The organism is Streptomyces beijiangensis (genome assembly GCF_017315755.1).
GTDB lineage: Bacteria > Actinomycetota > Actinomycetes > Streptomycetales > Streptomycetaceae > Streptomyces > Streptomyces beijiangensis.
In genome coordinates, this window is the sequence record NZ_JAFLRJ010000128.1 from 1 (window position 1) to 22,486 (window position 22,486).

Consider the following 22,486-nt stretch of genomic DNA (forward strand, 5'->3'; position numbering starts at 1 on the left):
CCGCCCCACCAGAGGCACCGCCACCGCCCCCGCGAGCAACGGCAGTACGGACGCGCCCAGTACGGCCACCACCAGCGCCACCGGCAGACACAGCCACTCCCGCCCCATCCGACGCCGGTCCGCCCATGCGGGCGCCTTCCACGCCGGACCAGCACCGGCCACCGCCGCCCCGTCGGCGAAGAGCAGCCGCGCCCTCCGCAGGCCCCGCTGACGCCCCGCCAGCAGCCACAGCGCGGCCCCCGAACACAGCACCGCGGCGAACATCGGCCCGTTCATCCCGCACCCCCCGCGATCATCGAGCGCAGCCGCTCCCAGCCCCGCTCCTGGACAAATCCGGCCGTGCCCCACCGCAGTGCGGGCACCGTCATCACCAGCCCCGCCGCGTCCCGCTCCAGCACCCGGATCTCCGCGATCCGCCGCTGCCCCGCCCGGTCCCGTACGAGATGGACCACCACGGCCAGCGCGGCCGCCAACTGGCTGTGCAGCGCCGCCCGGTCGAGCCCGGCAGCCGACCCCAGCGCCTCGAGCCGCGCCGGCACGTCCGCCGCCGCGTTGGCGTGAACCGTCCCGCAGCTGTCGGGCAGCACGAAAGATTTCAGTAGGTATGGCCTTGACCTGCGTACTGAAATCTTTCGCGAGGTGATTTAAGTCACTTCTAACGCACGAAAGATTTCAGTACCCCAGGGGCTCTCCGCACACGCCACTTATTGCGGTCACTCAGCGTGACTAGCCTGGCTCGCGTCAAAGTCGCTTATCGGGCGGCCAAGGCCAGCAGATAGGCGAGATCATCCCGCAGGAAGCCCTCGGCCACTACGCAGCGGCATTCGTCAGCGGCGTTACGGACAAGACGGATCTCTCCAGGCTGCCACGCGACCGACCCCAGGATCACTGACGATCTTGCTTGACCGTGGATGTGCGCTGCATCCGGAGGCTGGCCATCAGGGCTCGTCGTTCCCGCAGTTCGTCCGCAGAGCTGAGGCTGAGCACCGTTTGCAACAGGTGGTCCAGCGAAGCGCTGGCGCGGAGCAGGTAACGCGGCAGTCCGTGATCGCCGGAGGATGCGAGGTCTCTGGGGTAAGGCACGTCGAAGACCTTCTGGATGGTCGATTCAACGTCGTCACTTGCGAGGACGGTGCCAATGACGTGGATCTCAGCCGCTACTGCGACCGGATCACGCGTCTTGTCACGGATACCCCGATCCGTGACCCGCCACGGGTGCAGGAATCCCGAGGCGGAAGAGTGCCACTGGGTGCCCCCCTCGCGCACAGTCTTGTCTACCTGCTCTCCACAGTGGCGCTGTTGGAGGGTGCAATCGAGGCTAGAGAAGCTGCGGACACGGACAGGGCGAGGTACGCCGAGCAGGAATCTCAGGGTGCGGAAGTCGTCGTACCACTGCCGCGTGGCAGATGGATGGAAGGGAGCTCCCACCATGAGGTGGGAGCTCAAGATCCGATGGACCTCTCGTACGACTGGATCGGTCACCGACGGCGTCTCAATCTTCCACAAGGGCCGAGCACACCGGCGGCGGCGCCCTGACGGCAACTTCGACGCCGGTCTCGAAGGTCCGACGAAGCCGGGGCACAGTCCCGGTGCGTCACCGCGCAGTGTGGCGGGGGTGAACGGCGAGCCGCAATCGGGGCAGAACGAGGCCGTGTAGCAGCGATGTACGGGGCACAAGACTGCCCAGGACTCATACCACCACGAAGGCCAGCGCGCGGGTGGCTTGAGGCACTGCGGGCAGAACGCCCACACTTTCCCGGGAGCCCAAGGAGTCTCGTCATTCCCGCTTTCCACGTGATGTATCCGCGCGCCCATCAAGCTCATCTGCTCCAGTCGTGCTAGGTCAAGCCCCGTTGCGTGTTGAAGCAGCTCCAAGTCAGGCCGGTCGATTAGGTCGGTGTACCTGGCCAACTGCCCGGCATGGGCCCCTTTCGGCTCCAGTCCGAGAGCACGCATCATCCGGCCCCGGTCTACCTCGTAGGTATGGGCGAGGTGGTCCACCCAGCTGAACAGTGATTCGCCCGGCAACGGAACCGGGACAGTCGGCAGACGCCGCAGGGTCCTGAAAGCGCGTGTCGCATACATGGGCCCCGTGCCGATGCCCGCTGCCCCGGTCATGCGGTCGCTGGCCGACGGTGTCTGTTCCATGTCCTTGTCCCCGTGCGGCCTTCTGGGGCGTCCGCCCTTGGTGCCGCGTATGTTGATCTAGCTCGCTTCGGCTTCCCCGGCTTCGTCCAGAGGATCGGAAGGGCGTCCAGGTGCCGGTGGAGGGTCCACCTGATGCCAGTGGGCGTCGTAGGTGCTTTGGGCGTGCTCGTTGATCGTGATGCCGGCGAGCAGGGCTCCGTCTATCTTCTCGGTTCCGGTGAGTACCGCCTCTGTTGCTGCTTCACGGATGAGTTCCGCCAGCGAACTGATGTTTCCTCCCGTGCGGCGGTAGAGGTACCTCCACAGTCCGACGAGAGTTCCGCTCTGGTGGCGGTACAAGACAAGGGCGTCTTCCATCGCGGTGATGACGGAGACCCAGTCGGCCTTCTCGGCCCTGGTCCCGATGTTGTAAGGGGTCATATGGAGCAGGGTGTTGCGGCCAGCGGTCTGAGTGACGCGCGTGTCACCGGTGCCTTCGAGGAAGAGACCGGAGTGCTTGAGGTCGACGCCCGTGTAGATGAAGGTCGCGGCAGTGTGGTTCGCGATGTACTTCAGATGGTCGTTAACGACCTTCCCCTCCTTGAGGGAGAGGTCCATGAAGTGCGCATCGTCGATGATCACGAGCTCAACGCCCGTGCGGCGCATGTTGTCCAGGACGAGACGGGTGATGTCGCTCTTGGTGGCGCCCGACCGGTAAGGCTGAGCGAGGTACTGCGCAAGTGCGACCGACAGGTCCTTCGGGGTGGCCTGGGAGGGGATGTTGACGTAGACGACGGGCGTGTAGTCGATCAGTCGCCCGTCAACGATGTACCGCTTCTCGAAGCGTTCGGGATGGCCCGCCCGCAGTTCGTGCTCGAAGTCGTACGCGAACGTCTTGACCAAGGTGGATTTACCGAGGGTGGCAGGGCCGTCGAGGACGATGCTGCGCCGTGCCCCGGCGGGCTGGAAGGCGTTGGTCATCATCCGGCGGCGGATCTGATGGTGGATGGTCATCATCTGGCTAGTGCGGACGATAATCAGGGCACTGTGGTGGGCGAAGCGGACCATGTTGTGCCGGCGTTTCTCCTCGGCGTCGAGCTGCTCGTAGTCCGCGAGGGGCAGCAGGACCGGCCGCGGCGGGAGAATGTAGTCGAGGTATTCGCGCCACTCCTCCTTGGTGCGCGGCTCGGACAGGCCCGGGTGTTTGAAGTCGCCCGTTCCGTACGGTTCTTCGGGCTGGTCATCCGAGGGGAAGAGAGTAGGCACTGCGGTCAGCCTTCCTGGCCGGTGTGGGGGTTCCAGACCTCGGCGGGCTGGACGGCGAACGGGTCGAAGTCGTCGTCCTCGCCGGGCAGGTCGGGGACAGCGTGGAGCGAGGGGACGGTCGGCTCGACGGCTTCCGGCACCGGCGGCGGGACAGTGGCGGGAACTGCGGGGGTGGAGCGTGCTTCGTCCTGGGCCTGGGCTTCACCGCGGTGCCGGTCGCGGGTGTGCCGCTTCCGTTCGGTCTTCGTCCACATCTCGGGGGCGTCGGTGCGGTTCTGCAGGTCCCACAGGGCCTTGGCGATCTGCTCCTGGAAGTCCTTGTCCTTCGGGTCGCCGCCGCGCAGTTCTACCAAGCGCCTGGCCTCGCGCAAGGTGATGTCGGTGAAGGGCTGCAGGTCGCTGAGCGCCTTGGTCCAGCGCAGTGTGTACCAGATGTCGTTGCGGGGGTTGTGGAAATAGGCGTGCAGCAGGTTGCGCGGGTCGTAGCGGACGGGCCAGCGTCCGTTGTCGTAGGGGGACTTGGCGCGGCGGAACTTGTACAGGATGTCCGCGTTGTAGATCAGGTGGTTGAGCTCAACCCCGTAGGGGTTGATGACGCGGCCGTCATCCGCGATGGGCAGCAGCTCGTAGTACATCTTGGGGTCGCGGGGGCAGTCGACGTAGCCGGCCGCTCCCAGCGCCATGGCGTACGCCTCGTTGGGCGAGACGTGCAGGTCAGGAAAGCCCTGCAGGGTCAGGCCCCTGTGGTGCTGGTTCTGGTAGACCGCGATGACGTACTCGGCGAAGAACTCGGCGATCTCGTCCAGAGTCCAGCGGGCCTGTTCTTCGACGTGCTTGCCTCGGTGGGCGACGTTGAAGCCCTTGTACCCGGCGAGGTGCATGGAGAACTGTTCCCGGATTGTCCCGAACAGGCGCTCCACTTGGGGTTTGTCGGTGGGCTTCAACTTGCGGGCGTCCTGCATGTCGATCCGCCATTTACGGCAGGCACGCTTCACGACGTCGGACTTGTAGGGCTTGCCCTGGTCGTAGAGCAGGGTCTCGGGGTAGATGACGGGCCGGGCGGCTGCTTCGGCGAGACGCTCGTCGACGCTGAGGTGACGCTCGTACGGGATGCGCAGCATCTGGTAGCGCAGGGCGTCGGCCCACTCGGGGCGCATCGGTTCGGGCGTCATGACGTCCGCCAGCAGCAGGCCGATGTCGATGGCCTTGGTGCCGAGCGGGGTAAGGCGCCAGGCGAGGACAGAGCGGGTGGCGACGTCGATGGCGACGGTGAGTTCGACGTTGTAGGTGTCGTTCATCGCGGGGTCGTAGGCCAGGACGTCGAGCGGGGTGGTGTCGAGCATGACGACCTGGCCGGGCCGGTGGGCGATGACGTTGCCGAAGGTGCGGTCGGGCTGGTTGGCGTCCGAGATCCGCTGGTAAGCGGGGTCGGAGGGGCTGTGGTGGAGGAGGAGTTTGACCACCCGGCGGAAGGTGTCCGGCTTGGGTAGATCTACGGTGCCGGAGCCGTAGTCCGCATCAAGCCGGTTCTGGGTGCGGCGCCTGAAGCGGGTGGAGACGCTGGAGGAACTGTCGCGGCGTTCGGCGGCGGCCTGCTCGCGGATCGCGATGATCACACGCTCGTCGATGTTGCGCAACGGGTTCTTCAGGCGTGCCTTGCGGCCATCGACCAGCGCCCACAGCCCCTTCTCCTCCCATTGCTCGAGCAGCTGCCAGATGCGGCGCTCGGTCAGGCTCAGCTCGGCTGCCTTGGCCACGACTCGCTCGGAGAGCAGGAGGTCGGGCTGGTACTTGGGGCGGGGCTCACCGGGCTCCTTGTCGAAGGAAGTTCCTGAGCGGTAGCCGGTGGTGGCCTCGTACAGGTGGGCTTCGAGTTCCAGGGCGTCGTCGCGGGCCTGCTTGTTCGTCAGCGACGCCAGCACGCCGCCGGGGTCCAGGCCCGCGGTGCCGTTGTCGGAGGCGGCTGGCGGCGCGGTCAGGGTACGGAAGGAGGAGTCGGTCAACAGGACGCTGAGCAAGATCGTCTGATGGTGTCCGGAGATCGACCGCAGACGGATCAGGGCGCCGGTGATGCCGGTGACCTGGTGCTGCTCTTCCTCGAAATCGATCCAGTCTTCGACTGCGATGCGGTGACGCTGGTCCATCAGGCGCGCTCCGGGACGGGGGCGGCCCACACCTTGGTGTGGTCGCGCAACGGACGGGTGAGATCGAACAGCAGACGGTGATGCCACATGAGGTGGTAGGTGACAGCCCGTTCAATGTCCGGCTCGGGCCAGATGGAGAGCAGCTCGGCGATGCTGACCGGGTGCTGGGCACGGAAGAGCAGGAGGTCCACGAGGGGGGCTGTGGCGTTCAGCGGTCGGCGGTAGCCGGCGAGCCATTCGACGGTGGCCCACAGCTGCGGATCCGGTTCGCCGACCATCTGGTAGTCCCAGCCGAGCTCTTGGCAGGCGGTCGCCGTACGGCGGGCCTTGAGCTGGACCTTGGGCTTGTCGAGCTGTTCGGGGTTCTTGACGTCCAGCAGCAGCACGGAGCCGTCACTGCGGCGGACGAACAGGTCCGGATAGTGAGTCCAGGGCCCGTCGGCGTCGACACCCTCGAAGACGAAGGGCTGGGCCGCGAAGCAGGCGATCTTCGCGTCGAAGTCGAGAAGCTTCATCCAGCGGGCCTCCAGGAAACTCTCGTAGTCCAGGACTGTGTCGCTGCTAGCTGCCCAGTACGAGCCGGGAGTGTGGTCCTGCCCCTCGTAGGTGGGGAAGTCGCGGGCCGGCCGGCAGGTCTCAAAGCGCACCTCGCGGGCCTTCTCGACGGGCAGGAGCCGTTCGAGGCCGCCTGCGTCGTAGTACACGATGTCCAGCTGGTGAAACGCATGCCGTAAAGGCCGCAGTGTCCGGGACCGTCGCGGGCTCATGCCCCCTTCCTTCCTGGGGTAGCTGCGTCGAGCAGGGACTCTCCGTAAGCGGTCAGTTGGCGGGCGACGGGGGCCGGAAGCCAGGTGGCAAAGCGCCGTCCGCCCTCTCGGACGGAAGACCTCCCGGCAGATGCCCACAGCCCCGGCGCGTAGGCGGGGGCTTCGCGGACGTCACCGCCGGTGAAGTGCTGCCAGATCCAGGCGGCGGCGTGGCGGCAGCGCTGCGCGGTGACGTCGCACCCCAGCGGGTGACACACCTCGAACAGCACGGCGTGGGGAACAGCGGTCAGGTCGGCCAGCGTCCGGCGCCGAGCGGCATAGTCGATCAGGCCGCGTTCGATAGCGCGGGCCCCGAGTTGTTCGATGTCCCGCCAGAAGCCGCCCGCGTCGTTGATGCGCTGGACGAGCGTGTTCGTGGCACGGGCGGCTTTGAAGGGATCCATGTCCAGCGCGGTGCCGGCCCCCCGCCAGCTGGCGGCGCCCGCGAGCCGGGCCAGAGCCAGCGCCGCCAGACGCCGTCCGCTCGTCTCAGCCGTGCCGGGCAGATGCCGGGCGATCAGTGCCGTGTAATCGCCGGCGTCTGCAAGGTGGGGCAAGTGTGCGGCGGTGAACGAGGGTGAAGGCTGGGGGCGCCTCGTGAGGACTCCCGCGACACGGGAGGCAGGCCGGACAGCAGCACGTACCAGGGGCTCCAGACAGGCAGGGCGGGGTATGGGGCGCAGCGGGTCACTCTTGCCAGGCGTACGGCGCAGGGCGACGGCGCGATCCATCCAGGTGGCCAGGGCGCTCTGGCAGGTGCTGCGGTCGGGGGCGAAGAGTGCTGGGGCGCTCAGGGCGAGTACGGCGGCGGCGTGCGCGGCGCTGGGCGGACTGGCCTGCAGCTGACTGCGGCCGCCGCCCCGGCTGGCGCGCTGCCGCTCTTGCTGGTCAGCCGTGAACACTGCCGCCGCCGTGTGGGGCAGGGCAGCGCATATGGCGATCTCCTCGGCGGTAGCCACCAGCCGCACCATTGCGGCGAAGAACCGCAGGGCCGCGAAGAACTCCGCCGGAGCCACCGGGGTGCCTGCCACCTGGGCGGGGCCGCCGCCGGCGATGACGAGGATGCGCTGCTGCAGATCGGCGAGCTCGGCCGACACCGGCACGGTGGGCAGCGTAGCCAGCCTCTGGCCGCATAATCCGGCCTTGCGTCTCCGGCTCGCGGGGCGCCGGTTGTTGCACAGGTCCAGGTCGAGTATCTGACTTCGGGTGGTCAAGCCGCGGGGATGACCGGTGTAGCCGGAGCCGAGACGCGCGTGGCACTGCCCGCAGGTGTCCACCAGCAGGACTCGGTGCTCAGGGCACACGGCGGCCATCCCCAGGCGCCACCACAGCGGCCATACCGGAACGCTGGCCAGGCATTTGGGGCACGCACGGCTGGAGGTGAACAGCGCCCACTCGCGGTTGCGGAGCCGGGCGTAGCTCTCTTCCCGCTGTCCCGGCTCCTCGCGCCCGGTGAAGTCCAGCACGGTGCCCGCATACCGCGACAGCTGCATCGCCTGGATCACCTGCGCCTCCAGGCCGGTGGCTGCTGTGATGCTCTGAAGGCTTCGCGGCGTGAGCGCGGCGCCGAACCGCAGCGCCCTGACTCCCGAGTAGCTCGGGTGACACTCCAGGCCCAGCGCCTGGGCGGCCTGGCCAGGGGCGATCTGCCAGTCGGCAGCCGCACGGTTGAGCCAGGACGGAAACGACTCGCCGTCGACGGGAACGGGGACCGCCGGAAGCCGACGCGGCAGCCCTCGGTTACCCACCGGCCCCTCCTCCGACTCCGCTTTGTAGGAGATCTCCTACAAACGTGGAACCGTACTACGGTTCCGTCTGTGGCGAACAGTGATTCCAGTACGGGTGTCCCGGCCCAGCGGCTGGCCTTCGGGCGGCGTCTGCGGGCTCTGCGTACACGTGCGGGGATGACCCAGACCGCTGTGGCGGCCGCTGCGGGTATGGACCGGTCCTTCTACGCGGAGGTCGAGGCTTCCGTCCACAGCGTCTCCGTCGACCGCATCCCGGCCCTGGCCAAGGCCCTGGGCGTCACGCCCTCTGAGCTGTTCCAGGACATGGGTCCAGACCACCGGTAAAGGCTCGTGTTCATGCCGGACCCAGGCGTCTACCCGCCTGCCCCGCAGGTCGGGGCGCCGCGTCGGCTACCGACTGTTCCCTTGCCCGGCGAACGGGAGTCACTGTCCAGCTGGATCAACCGGATCGGTCTCCTCTACGAAATACGCCAGCCGGACCTCCTCGCCTGTCTGGGGCTCACGGCCCAAGGAGAGATGCGCCCGACGACGGCAGGCCTGGGCCTTGCCTCCTCGTCCCTGGACGCGCTCTCCGTAGCGGCAGGCGTACCGGTGGAAACCATCGGCGGCATGCTGCTGTCGCGGTTTGCCGCCACTGCCCTGCCCAACCTCCCGCCCCCGCCCTTCCGGCATGGAGGAGACCTGACCGCATGGGCTGCCGGAGCGTGGGTTCTTCGCCGCCACTCCAACTTCTGCCCCAAGTGCCTCGCCCGGGACGGCCAGTGGCGGCTGGACTGGAAGCTGCCGTGGAGCTTCGTCTGCCTGGATCACCGGGTGTATCTGCGCAACTCCTGCCCACGGTGCAAGCGAGTACAGAGCGGACTGTCGTGGGGCCGGGACAGCCGTGTATGCCCGCTGCGGTGGCGACAATCCGTCCCCTCCCTCGATCGCAGCACCCCGCATCCGGAAGGCGACAACGCCACCGTGTGCCGTGGACGCCTGGACCAGGACGAGACAGTCCCACTCGCCGACAGACACGCCTTGCAGGGGCAGAAACGGCTGCTGCGCTGGCTGTACGGGACCCCGGAGGAGTCCGCCCAGGAGACGGAGTTCGCCTCGCTCACCGCCATCGCCGCCCAGCGCCTCGCCCCCGACATGCTGTCCAGGGCCCAGGCGGAACTCCGGCCTGTACTCCACTTCGAGTACAACGATGCCGGCTGGCCCCAGGGCGAGCCGGAACTGTCACCGCTGTGGACCGACCCGCTGCGGATGGCCGGCGCGGCACACGTGGCCCAGCGGCTGTCGGCGCATGGGTACCGCCCGCAACGGACGGTGCAGTGGCTGAAACTCAAACAGCCGCTCTTTGGAGATCCGTTCGCCCACCTCATGGACCACGGGCATCAGTTGTACGGAACCTCCCTGGTGTTCGGGCCGTTCCACCACGACACCGCGCACGTACGCGAGGCCCTACGCACCGGCTTGGTGTCCTTGCCCTACCAGGGCCCCGCCTACATCAATTCCCGGTCACCCCACCGCCTGCACCCCGTGGCCGGGAGCGAAGACCGGCAGTACCCCAGGGAGCAACCTCGATGACGTCGGACGCCCCCCGGCACCGAGGGCGCTGAGTCGTCCCCGCTGGCGAGCCAGCGAAGCGCCCTCGGAGGATAGTGACCTGCCGTCCTTCTGAGCGCCCCGCGAGCCAGAGGATCCCGCGGTCGGCTGCGGCCGGTGGGGTGGAGCCCAGGACTAAACCGCCGCCGGTTCCTGCCCGATTCTGCGCCGGCCGCGATATGCCGAGCCGCCCTTGCTACTGCCGGCTCCGTCAACTTGGTCGGGGCAGAGGTGCCAGTCAGGGCCGGAACTGGTGGGCCCCCACCCCTTGCCGTAGGCGATCACGGAGTTGGCGCCGTTGGAGGACTCCATCACGTTCAGGCCCTCCTCGACCTTCCGCTGCAGGTCCCGCAGTTGCAAGTAGCGGGCCACAAAGATGGTCTTTGGTGCATGGACCCCCTTGTCGGCAGGGGCATCCTCCGCGTGGAGGCATTAGTGGGCGGTTCGTAAGTTGATGTTCGTTCCGGAGATCGCTCCAGGTGGAAGCGGTTCCGGCACTCCAGACGTCAGATGACAGGTCGCTCTACCGCCTCACCCAGAACCGCCATGGCAACCTCGTGCCCGGCCTGGAACGGTCGTTCGGCGTCGAACCCGAGACAGGCACGGTCCGCTACGTCCTTCCGCAAAGCTAGGCGTGGTTCGCCAACTCCTGCATCGACCTGTGGCTGCGGACCCTGCACCACTACGGCCTGCACGTCAGTGGGTCCGAGATCCTCAGCGACCCGGATGACCGTGAGGACGAAGCCCTCGCCGAGTTCAGCCTGCTCGCTGACATACTCAAGAAGATCGATCCACCTGCCTTCGACGGCTACAACGGGTTCATCTGGTCCGAGTTCCTCGACCGCTGGCTGTGGCAATTGCGCGCGGCTGCCACGATCCCCAAGCAATCACTCACCGTGCTCGGTGCGTTGAGCGGCTCGCGAACACGCGACACCTCAACATGCGTGCCCACCAGTCCACGGCCGGCTGAGAACAGGTACGGCCGGAGGGCCAAGCACTCTTCCACGAACGAGGCCCGAAGGCGGCAAGGGGCCGTCTCCACAAATGATCTGCCTCCGAGCTTGCAGACGGTGTTCGTTCTTGGGCCCGGTCTACAGGGATCCAGAAACCCGGCTCCTCCGAGTTGCCGGTGTGCTGCCTCCACAGAGAGCGGCACTACGAGCACTCGGAGGATTTTCGGTACAGCCGTGACCCGCGCGGGGCGATACTGAACCTGGTCTCCGTTGTTCTGTGCCAGTGCCAGACCCGCAGCAGCCCAGGAGAGTCTTATGAGTACCTCCCGCAATGAATTCAACCTGTCATTCGACTTGATCGACTGCCGTGGGTGCGGCATTTCACGGGTTCGCGGCGTTCGATGCCCGGACTGCGAGGCGCGACCAGCACCATGGGAGATCGATCACCGCACATTGTCGAGAATTGCCGTCGCCAAAGGGGCGATGCTCCTTATTGACCAGCCAACACCTGTGCCACTCGTGGAAACTTTCACCCTGGATGACTGTTCCCAAATTTTCGAACGCCTGGATGGGTGGCTTTCAAGATTCTTTCAAGCATTGAAGTCGGTGACTTCCGAAGGAAGCGACTGCGAGGAGCAGCTTCTTTCCGCGATAAGTGATATCGCATGCGAGAGAGCTCTGATTTCGGCAACACCTCGGCTGCGGCCTTGGGCTCGCATTATTGAATATACTGATCGATGCGTAGCACGCCTGATCGAGATGGCCCGCTGCTACTTGCAAGCCCTGTGTTCTGCGACGCCACTGGAAGCCCAGAAGAAGGCAGGCCATGCACAGGATCAACTGGATGCCGCCACGCTTGAGATTGCGGGTTTGGGAGGCCTCAGCGAGCTGCTCGGAGCGTTGATCATTTCTGATAAAATTGACGAAAAATTGACAGTTCTGATTCTTCAAGCTCAAATTGAATGCAACGCCTCGGATCTTACGACGCTCTCTTCCGCGGCCGACGAATCCCTCCGAACGATCCTCCAGGCGCCCATGACTTCGAGCGGGGTGGCCGGACTGCAGTTCGTGCTGCAAGATGTCGCCGCGCACATTCATGGTGACCGACAGCGTTTCCGTCATATTGTCTCATCGACCTACTCGCTGTTTACCCAGGACCCCTCGCTCCTGTCGGTGCTCGCATCCTCTCAGGACTTCCTGCCGGATCTGCGAGAGAGCTTGCTTGAGCTGTATGACGCTTCAGCTCAAGCCACGCACGTGATCAATGGTTCATCAATTACGCGCCAGGTTGGTCGCGCTATGGTGGACATCGCCGCAAGCTTGGTGGAGGGCCCGGGCCAGCTGGTGGCCATTGCGCTTCTCGCAGGGACCGGCCGCAAGTCGCGTTCTTACGACAAGCTACGTCAGGACGATGCGACTGGCCTACTGCGTGCCACGCGCGCCCACGCCGACCTAGAGCACTTGGTCCAAGGATTCAACCTCGACATCAGAACGGCGCAAGCGCATCGCATGGTGCGCTATGCGGATGATGGAATCGAGTTCGAGACACGCAGCGGTTCCGGACAGCTGAATTGGCACGAACTCATTGATCAGATCCTGACAGCGTACGAAAGCGCGATGGGCTGCATAGTGGGATTGCAAGCAGCGCTGGCCGAGTCCGGCGTATCCACTCATGACGCCGACTTCTACAAGACGCTCGGAATTTCACCAGCCGAAATGTCCGTGATCGGCCTCATCCTGCAGGGTTGCGAAAATGCCACCGTGGCAGAAGAGGATGATCATTGGATCATCGCCCTGACGCCCCCTGGACCCGGCACACTCACCATTCTCGCCGGCAGAATCGCCAGTCTGATTCCTTACGAGATCCAGCATCTCACCTTGGTGGCCGAGATTGCATCGGAGGTCCATGTATTCACCGGGCCCGTAGCGCCGATGAGGTCGTTCTCCAAGGGAGATGTGGACGGTGATCAATTCGGAATCGCCATTGTTCGCTTGCTGCATCATTGGGAATATGACGGAGAATCATATATGACTCCGGACAGATTTCGCCGGTGGGCGGCTTATCAAGTTTTCCTGGCACAAACCGGTGGCATCGGGAACCCAATTCCTAGGCTCCGCGCCCTTCGCTCTCTGGCCTCGGAGCTTTGCGACAATGATCTGGTGGAGGTGCTCACTGCGACTATGCGCTCCGTGCGACTTGGTGACGACATCGACCCCGACACCTCCAGATTGATCGACAAGCTCTCCGATTGGGGAAGTCAGAGCTTGGACTTCGAGCCAATTTAAAGGCACCTGCTCACAGTTCGAGGTGCAACTGCGGCCTGGACCCGCTGGCTTCGAGCAACCCACTGGTAGTTCAGTTGCTGGGGTGTCGGCCCGAGGGCGGGGCCCCGCGGGTGTTCAAGGAGTCCGCCGATGGCTTCGATCGGCCGGTTTGAGACGCCGACCGCCATGCCGGCGACGCGCTTGCTCCGGATCCGGCAAGCGTGAAGGCCTCAGTCCGGTCGGCGGGTACACCCTCGGGGGTGGTTTGCCGGTCAGGGCGGAACCGGGCCCGCACATCGGATCGTCGCTGCCCTCATGGCGACGATGACTAGGCAACAGATCGCACAGGCTCTGGGCAGGCCCGGCCTCCTTTGTGTGGAGATGACAGCCCTGGACGAAGCGACAGTTCGGACAGCGGCCCAGGCGATCGCGGACATGTGGCAGTCATCGGGAGTCGGCCATCTCTGGCGCATTCCCGGAGCGGACGGAGTGCGGGCACGGGTCTGGGCAGACGTCGCCCGGGAGTCGGACGGCTGGGATCGCGGACAGTTGCTGCTGTTCGAGCATTCCTGAGTGCCTGAGTCACATGGGTGCCAGGCCGGGCGGCAGTTGGCCCCGGGGCAAACTCGACGACGCGCGGCACTATTTCGCGTACAGCAGCCACCCCGAAGCGTGCGCGGTCAGGGCAAGGGACGGGTCTCATTGCACTTCGACCCACTCACCGTGCTCGCTTAGGGCATCCGTCGTGACGCAGCTAATGGTGGCTGGCATGTCGAAGGCGGCAGTGATGCGTATCGGGGGCTCCGGGACGGTAGCGGCCTGGGGGATTGCAGCGGCGCAGGCGCTGCAGGCGTCTGCCAGGTGCCAGGTGCGGCCGTGGTCCGCCCGAATGAGCAGGAGCCGTAGAGAGCCCGAGCACGGCCCCTGCCGCCGGTGCCATGCGCAAGACCTCTCGCGGCATTGGCAGATCCGTAGGTGAACTGGCAGTTGGGACTCGGCCAGGTGCAGTGCAAGATGCCGGCGGACCCCTGATGCCCCGTTGGCCCCTGTGAGCGGAGTGGGCGAGCGACAGGCACTGCAGGTCAGCGCTGGCCGCCCGGTGGGGCTGCTGATCGTGACGCTCCACACACGCGAGGGCGGGGTAGCCATCGGTTCCCTCCAAGCCGAGACGGGACTGCTCCCAGCGCACCTCATACGGGGACGTCGGGCGCGGACACCGTAGTGCAGACCTGTGCCCTGCCGGAGATACCTTCGTATGCCCACAAATAGGGCAGAGGTCTGCACTGTCAGGGCAGTGTCCTGCACCGTCGGATGGGCAGGTGACGATCTCCCTGCCGCCAGAGCCCGACCCGATGGCGCTGCGGCAGTTCCTCGCCCGTCTGCGGGCGGATCGCGGATGGAGCTATGACCAGCTCGCCGCCCGTAGCGGCCTGTCCCGCCGCACCCTCATCGAGATCGAGCAGGGCCGTACGATCGGAACCCTGGGCACCTGGCATGCCCTCGCTCACGCCTTCAGCATCCCGCTGGGCGAACTCCTCGACCCGCTCTGCGCCGGTCACGAGCCCCCACGCGCTGAGCACTGAACTCCCCGACCAGCTGGTCACCCGAAGGGGACTGGCTCATCGCGGACCCGCCCGAGAGGCGCACATCCGTTCCTTTTCTGCCACTCGATCGGTGGGCCCGGGCGGTGGGGTCATGGGCGGCGGGCGTGTCTGCTGGCACTTTTCACTCCGGCACCTTCCACACGAATGCAGGCCCTCCCTCGCCAACCCAGAGCGGTGTGGAAGCCTTCAGATTCCGGAGACCCCCCTCACATGTCCTTCTCACCGACTGACGAACAGGCCGCCGCCCTGGAGGCGTTCACCAAATCCGACCATCTCGTCATTCAGGCCGGTGCCGGCACGGGTAAAACAACCACCCTCGCCTTCCTCGCCGAGCAGATGGCCTCCCGTCGGGGCCGCTACCTCGCTTTCAACCGCGCTATCGCTCTGGATGCCGCTGACCGCTTCCCCGCCTCGGTGCAGTGCAAGACCGCCCATTCGCTGGCGTATGCCGCCCTAGGACACCGCTACCGCGACCGCCTCAACAGCCCTCGCAGGCCCGGCTGGAGAGTCGGCCAAGACCTGGGCCTGAACACCCCCGCCCACGTCCAGGGTCGCGACCTCATGCCCGCCACCCTCTCGAACACGGTGCTGCGGACCGTGACCCGGTACTGCCAGTCCGCCGACACCGAACTCGCCCAGCATCACGTCCCCCGTCTGCGCGGCATCGACGGCGACGACGCCCACGCGGAACTCGCCGACCTTCTGCTGCCGTACGCCGCGAAAGCCTGGGACGACTTGCAGAGCCCCAATGCGGGGACGGTGCGTTTCGAGCACGACCATTACCTGAAGATGTGGGCCCTGACTGGCCCCGTCCTGCTCGGGGACTTCCTGCTGCTGGACGAGGCGCAGGACACAAACCCCGTCCTGGAGCAGGTCGTCCTGGCCCAGAGGGACCGCACCCAGATCGTCATGGTCGGTGACTCCGCCCAGGCCATCTACGGCTGGCGAGGAGCCCACGACGTCATGACCGGCTTCACCGGCCACCACCTCACCCTCACCTGCTCTTTCCGCTTCGGCCCCAAGCTCGCCGCCGAAGCCAACCGCTGGCTCACCCTCAGCGGCTCCCCCATCCAACTCACTGGAACCCCCGACATCCCCACCACCGTTGGGTCCCACAAGAGCCGCCCGGATGCGGTCCTGTGCCGCACCAACGTCGGAGCCGTCACAGAAATCCTCACCCTCCTCGATGCCGGCACGACAACAGCGCTCGCCGGTGGCGGAGGCGCCCTGCGCGCGCTTGCCCAGGCTGCTCGCGACCTCATCCAGGGGCGACGCACCCATCACCCCGAACTCGTGCTGTTCACCACGTGGACGGAACTGCGCGACTACGCCGAACTCGACCCTGCCGGCGCCGATCTGCAGCCCTTCGCCAATCTGGTCGACGAACACGGACCTGACGCCATCCTCCAGGCCGTCGACCGTCTCGTCCCCGAGGACAGGGCCCAGGTCACCGTCTCCACCGCCCACAAAGCCAAGGGCCGCGAATGGGCCCACGTGCGCATCGCCCCGGACTTCACCCCGCCCGCCGACACTGACGAAGTCGACGCCGCAGGCAAACCCGTTCCCGGGCCCGTCAACGAGTCGGAAGCCCGCCTGGCCTACGTGGCCGTCACCCGCGCCCGTCACCATCTCGACCCCGCGGGCCTGGACTGGATCCATCAGCACCCCGACAATCCTGCGGTGTCCGGTCTCTGAGGACACGGCCCTCGCGCTCAGCCCTCCTGCGGCGATCCCGTCGCAGAGAGCATCAGCGGGGCAGAACACCCGTGCCGGCGGCATCGGGTCGAGCAGGCACACCGTCGGTGGAGGAGGTCGAGACGTGGCCCGACATCAATGTTCGCCATCCGCCCACAGACGCTGTCAGGTCCGGCTGCCTCGAGGATCGCTCGCGCGGATCATGTGTGGCCTGAAACTGCGTTGGATAGAGGGTACTTGGGAGTGATACCAGTGAGGGCAGCACACAGAACGGGGGGATGGGGTGTCGGAAGTTCCACGCGCTGGGACAGGTCCGGGGGAGCCGCTGCCCCCGCCCCTGACCGTCCTGCCGCCCACGACGCGCATGGCACCGATGCCGTCGCCGAAGCAACTCGTCCCGTTCTATGACCCGGACGAGTTCGAGGAGTTCGTCAAGGAGTGGGTTCCGGCACTCGAGGGGAAGTACACCCTCGTCGAGCGACACGGCGGCGCTGGCGACCACGGCATCGACGTGGCCGGCTACCTGTCGCCGCAGCGGCTGGAGGGTGAGTGGCACAATTACCAGTGCAAGCGGTATGCCGCCGCGGTGACCTGGGCGACCGCAGCCCAGGAGATCCGCAAGATGTTCGTGGCCGCCGCGGCCGGGCACTTCACCGTCCCGTCTCGGTACGTCTTCGTAGCACCGAAGATCTCGCGCAGTCTGCCTCGGCTGTTCGCCACTCCCACCGGTTGCCGGGACAAATTCCTGGGGGAATTGGTCACGACCCGGGACAAGGTCGTGGCAGACCTTGATGCCGGCCACCGGCAGAAGGTGTCGGACCTCGCCGCGGTCACCGATTTCGCCATCTTCGAGTGTGTCGACCTCGACGAGATGCTGGCGCTGCACAAGACAACCGCTCACTGGGCCGGCCGCTTCCCCTTCGCCCCACTCGACCGCGGCCCTGAGGCGCTGGTCCCTCCTGCGCAGCACGGTGAGCGGGAAACCCGCTACGTCCAGCACCTGCTGGATGTCTACCGGGAACGCTTCCCCGCTGCGATCAGCAGTCTGGAGCAGGTTGCTGAGGTGGCCGACGCGGACGATCACCTGAAGCGGCAGCGCGAGGCCTTCTACGCGGCCGAGTCGCTGCGCGTGTTCGCCCGCGATGCAACGACACCGGCCTACTTCGACCGAGTGTTGGAGGACGTGTACGACATCGTCGTGGAGGTGGCGGGGCGCTCCTATCCCGACGGCTGGGAGCGCGTCGGCGCCGTCACCAGCGTCGCCGGGACTGTTCAGCTCACCCCGACGATCCTGACGCCCTTCGTGGAAACAAAGGCCCGTAAAGGGGTATGCCATCACTTGGCGAACGAGGACCGTCTGATCTGGTGCCGGAAGGGGGACACGTGAAGCCGCTGAACAGACCGCTAGAGGTCGGGGACGAACGAGGACCGTCTGAACCGGTGCCGGGAGGGGGACACGTGAACCCGCTCAACAGCCCACTCGAAGTCGGGGTGCGCGCCCTCGCGCTCTTGGCCGAGAGCCACCCTGAGCCATTGGACCTTGCGCAACTCGTCGCTCTCGATCATGTCCTCTTGCACAGCGGAGAGTTCAACGGCCCGCCGAGCCTGCACCCCAGTTTGCCGACTCGCGGCAGCGAACTCGGCATGAAGCGGTCCGTGTTGGAACAGGCGCTGCTGGTCCTGATCCGGGCCGGCCTGGCCGGTGTGGTGGACCAGCAAGACGGTCTGATGTACGTGGCCACCGATCGGGGACCGGTGTTCATCGACGTCCTCGAAGCGCCCTACGCCGAGTCGCTGCGTGAGCGCGCCGAGTGGGTAGTACACCATTATCCGCTGAAGGCAGACGCCCGCGGCGCGACGCAGCAGATCATCAGCCGTGCGTCCGCACCGTTCAGGCAGACAGAGGCAGGCTATGAATGACCTACGCCTGCTCCACCTGACCTTTGCCGGGTCCGGAAAGACCACGGCAAGTGTGGAGTTCGACCCCGCGCTGACGGTGATCTACGGCGCCTCCGACACCGGCAAGTCGTTCATAGCCGAGTCCATCGATTACATGCTCGGCGGTGCCGAGCTGACTCTGGTTCCGGAAGCAGAGGGTTACAGCCAGATCCTGCTGGGCCTGGGCCTGCCGGACGGCACCGCGATCACACTGCTCCGCGCCCCGCGCACCAACCCTGTCTTCATCCATCACGGAGACTTCCGGTCTCTGATCACGCGGCCGCCGGACGGCCAGGTCACCGCCGGTCACACGGCACGCAGCAAGAACAGCCTGTCGCTGTACCTGCTGGGCCAGATGACGCTGCCCGAGCTGAGGATCCGTAAGAATGAAGCTGGCGCCACCCGGGCCCTGGCACTGAGCGACCTCGTACACCTGTCCGTGGTCCCCGAGACCCGCATGGTCGCTCCCCTGTCCCCGGTCCTGCCCTCGGCCGCCGCCAGCCGGAAGACCACGGCGGCCTCCGTAATGCGGCTGCTGCTGACCGGGGATGACGACCTGCATATCGAGACCGGGCTGAACGCGGGTGAGCGGCGCGTCCAAAAGGGCAAGATCACCCTGCTCGATCAGATCATTCTCGACCTGCACGCCAAACTGACCACCAGTGAGAACGTCAGGGAACTCCGGGACCGCCAGGTGCGGCTGCAAGCCTCCATCGACGAGCACTCCACCACCTTGCGGGCCATCACTGACCGCCACCTGGCCGCCGTCACTGCCCGCATGCGCGACACCGAGGAACTGGCCGCCCTGGAAACACGCCTGGCGGAGGTCAGCGATCTCGTGCACCGGTTCCTGCTGCTGGAACAGCAGTACCGCTCCGACCTCGAACGCCTGGAGATGGTGACCGAGGCGGGAAGTCTGCTGGGTTACTTCCGTGTGGGTACCTGCGTATTCTGCGGTGCGGAGCCCGAACACCAGCACCCCGGCCACGGGGAGCAGGAGACCACCCAGCTACACATTGCAGTGCAGAGCGAATCCGCCAAGACCAGTGCCCTGCTCGCCGACCTTCTCCCCACGATCGAGGACCTGCGCGTCCAATTCGCTGAACTCACGGGCCGACGCGCGACATTGATCGGCAATACCGCCGTCCTGGACGTGGAGATCGCGTCGACGGTACAGCTCATGGCGCCCATGCGGGAACGCATGGAGGAGAACCTCAAGGCCAGATCGGCCATCGAACGCAACCTTGAACTCCACGCGCGAATCGACGAACTGGAAGAACGCCGGTCCCGACTGGACGGAGAGCGGGCCGGGCTCAAACACCGGCCTGCCGAGTACGTACCCACCCGCATTCTCGCCGGCTTCGACGACACCCTGCGTAGCACGCTGGAGTCCTGGCAGGTTCCCTCCGTCCAGTTCGCTGAGTACGACCAGTACGCCCTGGACATCCGCGCTGGAGGGCGCCTGCGGGCCAGCCGAGGCAAAGGCGTGCGTTCTGTCCTGCACTCGGCGTTCACAGCCGCGCTGGCCCGCTACTGCCTCAGCAACTCCCGCCCGCACCCCGGGTTCATCGTGCTTGACTCACCGGTAGTCACCTATCGGGACCCCATCAGCGATCCTGTCGGCGAGGACGTCGACCTGACCTCCAACGTGGTGGATCACTTCTACCGGGACATGCTCAGCTTCCCGGGGCAGGCCGTCATCATCGAAAACGGCGACCCGCCAACGGATGTGCTCTCCCAGGCCCACACCTACCGATTCGCCGGGTCGGGGGCAGACCGGGCCGGCTTCTTCCCCGCATCCGCCGCCAATGGCTGAGGCAGCAGCCACCTTCAGGGCAAAGGCCGCGATCCTCTGTGCGCGACCGACCCTTGCTCGCTATGGGCGTCGTGGCGCCTCCGTTGCCAGTACTGCCGCGCATGGAGCGGGGCCTGAAGCGCATTTGACGGCAGAGGATAGTACGCTCCCTCAGCTGACGAGCCCGTCGGCACCTCTGCGGACCTGGGCGGCCTGGGCCAACGAGGCCGGGCTGTCAGTGCCTGCGGGTTGGATGCCCCACATGTCCAGGAGTACTCCGCCAGATCAGGCCGTGAAGTTCATACGCAGCCAGGGGTTCGAGCCGCTCGAATCGTACTCGGAGGCAACACGAAGTGACGGTGCCGCTGTCTGAAGTGCAGAATCGAGCCGCCCAAGCGGGACGGCGTCGTCCGCAAGGGGCATGGCTGCCCTGCTGGCGCGGGCCAGGGCGTCACCGCCATCCCTCCACACTGGCTCTGGCTACGGGATTGACAGCGCCGCTACCTCGCCCTGGTCGACCACTTCGGCATCCGAGAGCCGGGGTAGCGCGCCTGCCGCGCCAGCAGGCAGGATCTGCTGGATGGCCGAAAGGTCCCGGGGCCCGAGATGGACGTTGAGGCGGGAGATGTCGATGCCGGTATCGGCCGCATACTTCGCGGCCCGCTGCTGGTAGCTGTCGGCCTGGCCGAATGCAGTGAGGAAGACGACCTTGCCGAAAGTCATGCCCGGGTAGATCCGCACCGATTTCGCGGCGCAGATCTCCAGCGTCCAACGGATCGCAGGGCCCTGGTTTCCAAGCGGCGCGGAGACGTGGACCGAGATGCCCAGGGCGCCGGACAACCCCGACACCTACGGAACTTAACTAAGCCCTGCTGCAAGGTGCCCCCAGCGAAAGGGGGCCGAGCGGGATCGCCGACACGGATCATGGGGCTCTACCCACTACTGCCATCCTTCGAGTCTCTGGGAATGCAAACCCATGAGCCTGCTCCTGAATAGCCTGAGTAACGCACTAGCGCTGGAGTGCCTGAGTGCGTTGGATTCGAAACAGAGAGTTCGAGGTGCCTGTCCCGGATGCCGCTCCGAGGGTCGCCAGTCCGCTCAACGACTTGAATCGCGATTGGGTTGGCGATGGGGAAGCAATTGGGCCTGATCTTATCGAGAGTGATGACGAGTTCATCACAGGACGGAGGAATGGTGAAATCATATTCAGTTTCGCAAATAAATCTGGTGAACGGCCCTGCGTGATAGGTCGTTATGGACCATCGGCTATCGCTCATGTGCCAGCTCATGAGATCTTCATAGTATGTTAGGTCGCTGTCGCCCGGGCCTGTCGGAACGCGAATCTCCAGCAGATTGCACCGAACAGGCTCATCGCCTCGGTTAGCGACGGCAAGGCGGAGCATAAGCTCGCCATTTGCGTCTATCTGATGGGTCAATTGGTACGTGAAAAGGGTGCTGGCGGCATCCCTCATGCGCGTTCTCCTCCAATAGGTCTAAGCGGAATAGTGAGGCCTTGAATGGGCATCTCATGGCGGCACCGGAGCTTTGGGCCTTTGGCAAGAGGTGAGGCTGTCATTAATGGGAAGGTGTCCACATTCTCAGTGCTGTCTACGCAGCATCTCAAGCGCCTGAGTAAGGCCAGCTCCCCGTGCCAGACCGCAATACAAAGGCTGGCTACCTGACCGGATGGCACGGGCCATGTCCTCGTAGACAAGCTGTCGAAACTGCTGCGGGCTGGGTGTAGGTATCGACCACGTAGACGAGTCGGTCTCCACGCGTACCGCCTCGTGGTCGACTGTCAAAACTTGCTGGAGGCCTATGACTTCAAGTCGCGCCACTGCGAGAGACGAACTCACCGTACTGGCCAGAGCTAGCTGAGCCCCAGACTCGAAGTGAATGGTGCCAGTTGCGGATCCTCGTTCGGCGTCAGAGAAGTGAACGCCGGTTGGGCGCCCCAACAGGTTGATGGCGAGATCAAGGTATGGCGCTAGCGACCTAATAACAGCTCGCCTCTTCCAGCGACCCTCCAGTGCGCTCCAGGAGCGGACACGGAAGTCCTCGCTAGGTAGGAATCCAGAGACGGTGACTGAGCCACACGCATCTCCAGTCCACGCGAGGCTATCAAGCGCCAAGTTGCTGTCGCTGAGCAGCATTCTCAGGGAACTTTGAGTGCCGATTGCTGCGCCCCCAACCTCTGCTGCCTCGATGAGTTCTTCCAGCTCAGCAGATGACAGAGGGGGCGGTTCCTCTATGAGAACTGCAATTCCTTTGGCTAGAGCGGCACGCACAAGCTCGACTCGCAACTCTGAACCGGAACAGAGCACAAGCAAGTCGACAGCTCGCTGTTCTATCAGGTTGTCGCACCTGTACTGACTGCCTGGTTTCGCCCGGATTGCGTCGGAGAGATCCAGCACGGAGTGGACCTCGAACCCACCCGCGATCCTCAGGCTGCTGGCGGCATAGAGCGCAGCAGGCCCCACGCCGACCACCCCTACCTTGATCGGCACGGTGTTGCCTCTCCTCCGGACGACTCGGCGTCAGATTCAAACAGGGAA

17 protein-coding genes and 4 pseudogenes are annotated in these 22,486 nt (G+C 65.6%); 9 read left to right on the forward strand and 12 right to left on the reverse strand.

Features of this window, described 5'->3' with window-relative positions; genetic code table 11:
- The 8 genes and pseudogenes from J0695_RS14255 to J0695_RS14285 form a co-directional block, all read right to left on the reverse strand.
- A pseudogene (locus J0695_RS14255) lies at positions 1-276 on the reverse strand (type II secretion system F family protein); the annotation flags it as partial.
- Positions 273-572: pseudogene (locus tag J0695_RS14260) on the reverse strand (ATPase, T2SS/T4P/T4SS family); the annotation flags it as partial. The pseudogenes J0695_RS14255 and J0695_RS14260, both read right to left, overlap by 4 nt.
- Before the next feature lie 313 nt (positions 573-885).
- Positions 886-1,506: a hypothetical protein gene (locus J0695_RS43845; protein WP_242552638.1), complete on the reverse strand. Its 621-nt coding sequence runs from the start codon at positions 1,504-1,506 to the stop codon at positions 886-888.
- A 162-nt stretch (positions 1,507-1,668) separates the two neighbouring features.
- Positions 1,669-2,148: pseudogene (locus tag J0695_RS45645) on the reverse strand (TniQ family protein); the annotation flags it as partial.
- 57 nt (positions 2,149-2,205) lie between these two features.
- Positions 2,206-3,393 (reverse strand): TniB family NTP-binding protein, encoded by a 1,188-nt coding sequence (locus J0695_RS14270; RefSeq protein WP_206962396.1) that lies wholly within the window; start codon positions 3,391-3,393, stop codon positions 2,206-2,208.
- Between the two features lie 5 nt (positions 3,394-3,398).
- The gene (locus J0695_RS14275) at positions 3,399-5,537 is read right to left on the reverse strand and encodes a TnsB C-terminal domain-containing protein (protein ID WP_206962397.1); all 2,139 of its coding nucleotides are present in this window, start codon (positions 5,535-5,537) and stop codon (positions 3,399-3,401) included.
- A complete protein-coding gene (locus J0695_RS14280; protein WP_307798614.1) occupies positions 5,537-6,241 on the reverse strand; it encodes a TnsA-like heteromeric transposase endonuclease subunit in 705 nt (234 codons plus the stop codon). Before J0695_RS14280 ends, J0695_RS14275 begins: the two co-directional genes overlap by 1 nt.
- A gap of 59 nt (positions 6,242-6,300) precedes the next feature.
- Positions 6,301-8,091 (reverse strand): TniQ family protein, encoded by a 1,791-nt coding sequence (locus J0695_RS14285; RefSeq protein ID WP_206962399.1) that lies wholly within the window; start codon positions 8,089-8,091, stop codon positions 6,301-6,303.
- 69 nt (positions 8,092-8,160) lie between these two features.
- Here J0695_RS14285 and J0695_RS14290 point away from each other — a divergent pair, with 69 nt between their 5' ends.
- On the forward strand, positions 8,161-8,415 hold the full coding sequence (locus tag J0695_RS14290) for a helix-turn-helix domain-containing protein (protein ID WP_307798615.1): 255 nt from the start codon (positions 8,161-8,163) through the stop codon (positions 8,413-8,415).
- 81 nt (positions 8,416-8,496) lie between these two features.
- Entirely contained in the window at positions 8,497-9,663 is a 1,167-nt protein-coding gene (locus J0695_RS14295) for a TniQ family protein (protein ID WP_206962401.1), read from the forward strand.
- A 153-nt stretch (positions 9,664-9,816) separates the two neighbouring features.
- Here J0695_RS14295 and J0695_RS14300 read toward each other — a convergent pair whose 3' ends face one another.
- Positions 9,817-10,059: a Tn3 family transposase gene (locus J0695_RS14300; protein ID WP_307798619.1), complete on the reverse strand. Its 243-nt coding sequence runs from the start codon at positions 10,057-10,059 to the stop codon at positions 9,817-9,819.
- 128 nt (positions 10,060-10,187) lie between these two features.
- Positions 10,188-10,538 carry a hypothetical protein gene (locus J0695_RS14305; protein ID WP_206962403.1) on the reverse strand — a complete coding sequence of 117 codons (351 nt, stop codon included), beginning with the start codon at positions 10,536-10,538 and terminating at the stop codon, positions 10,188-10,190.
- A 411-nt stretch (positions 10,539-10,949) separates the two neighbouring features.
- Here J0695_RS14305 and J0695_RS14310 point away from each other — a divergent pair, with 411 nt between their 5' ends.
- The 7 genes from J0695_RS14310 (at position 10,950) to J0695_RS14335 (ending at position 19,952) form a co-directional block, all read left to right on the forward strand.
- On the forward strand, positions 10,950-12,920 hold the full coding sequence (locus tag J0695_RS14310) for a hypothetical protein (protein ID WP_206962404.1): 1,971 nt from the start codon (positions 10,950-10,952) through the stop codon (positions 12,918-12,920).
- Between the two features lie 303 nt (positions 12,921-13,223).
- Entirely contained in the window at positions 13,224-13,472 is a 249-nt protein-coding gene (locus J0695_RS43850; protein ID WP_277989983.1) for a DUF6207 family protein, read from the forward strand.
- Between the two features lie 746 nt (positions 13,473-14,218).
- A complete protein-coding gene (locus J0695_RS14315; protein WP_206962405.1) occupies positions 14,219-14,482 on the forward strand; it encodes a helix-turn-helix transcriptional regulator in 264 nt (87 codons plus the stop codon).
- A 231-nt stretch (positions 14,483-14,713) separates the two neighbouring features.
- A complete protein-coding gene (locus J0695_RS14320; protein WP_206962406.1) occupies positions 14,714-16,198 on the forward strand; it encodes a UvrD-helicase domain-containing protein in 1,485 nt (494 codons plus the stop codon).
- Between the two features lie 373 nt (positions 16,199-16,571).
- On the forward strand, positions 16,572-17,585 hold the full coding sequence (locus J0695_RS14325; protein WP_242552639.1) for an ABC-three component system protein: 1,014 nt from the start codon (positions 16,572-16,574) through the stop codon (positions 17,583-17,585).
- Positions 17,586-17,656: 71 nt separating this feature from the next.
- Positions 17,657-18,118: an ABC-three component system middle component 2 gene (locus J0695_RS14330; RefSeq protein WP_206962408.1), complete on the forward strand. Its 462-nt coding sequence runs from the start codon at positions 17,657-17,659 to the stop codon at positions 18,116-18,118.
- A complete protein-coding gene (locus J0695_RS14335; protein ID WP_206962409.1) occupies positions 18,111-19,952 on the forward strand; it encodes a hypothetical protein in 1,842 nt (613 codons plus the stop codon). Before J0695_RS14330 ends, J0695_RS14335 begins: the two co-directional genes overlap by 8 nt.
- 594 nt (positions 19,953-20,546) lie before the next feature.
- Here the strand turns inward: J0695_RS14335 and J0695_RS14340 are convergent.
- Both J0695_RS14340 and J0695_RS14345 read right to left on the reverse strand, forming a co-directional pair.
- Positions 20,547-20,765, reverse strand: a pseudogene (locus J0695_RS14340) (dCTP deaminase); the annotation flags it as partial.
- A 764-nt stretch (positions 20,766-21,529) separates the two neighbouring features.
- Complete coding sequence (locus tag J0695_RS14345; RefSeq protein WP_206962410.1) at positions 21,530-22,438, reverse strand: Gfo/Idh/MocA family oxidoreductase; 909 nt, start codon at positions 22,436-22,438, stop codon at positions 21,530-21,532.
- Positions 22,439-22,486 lie beyond the last annotated feature (48 nt).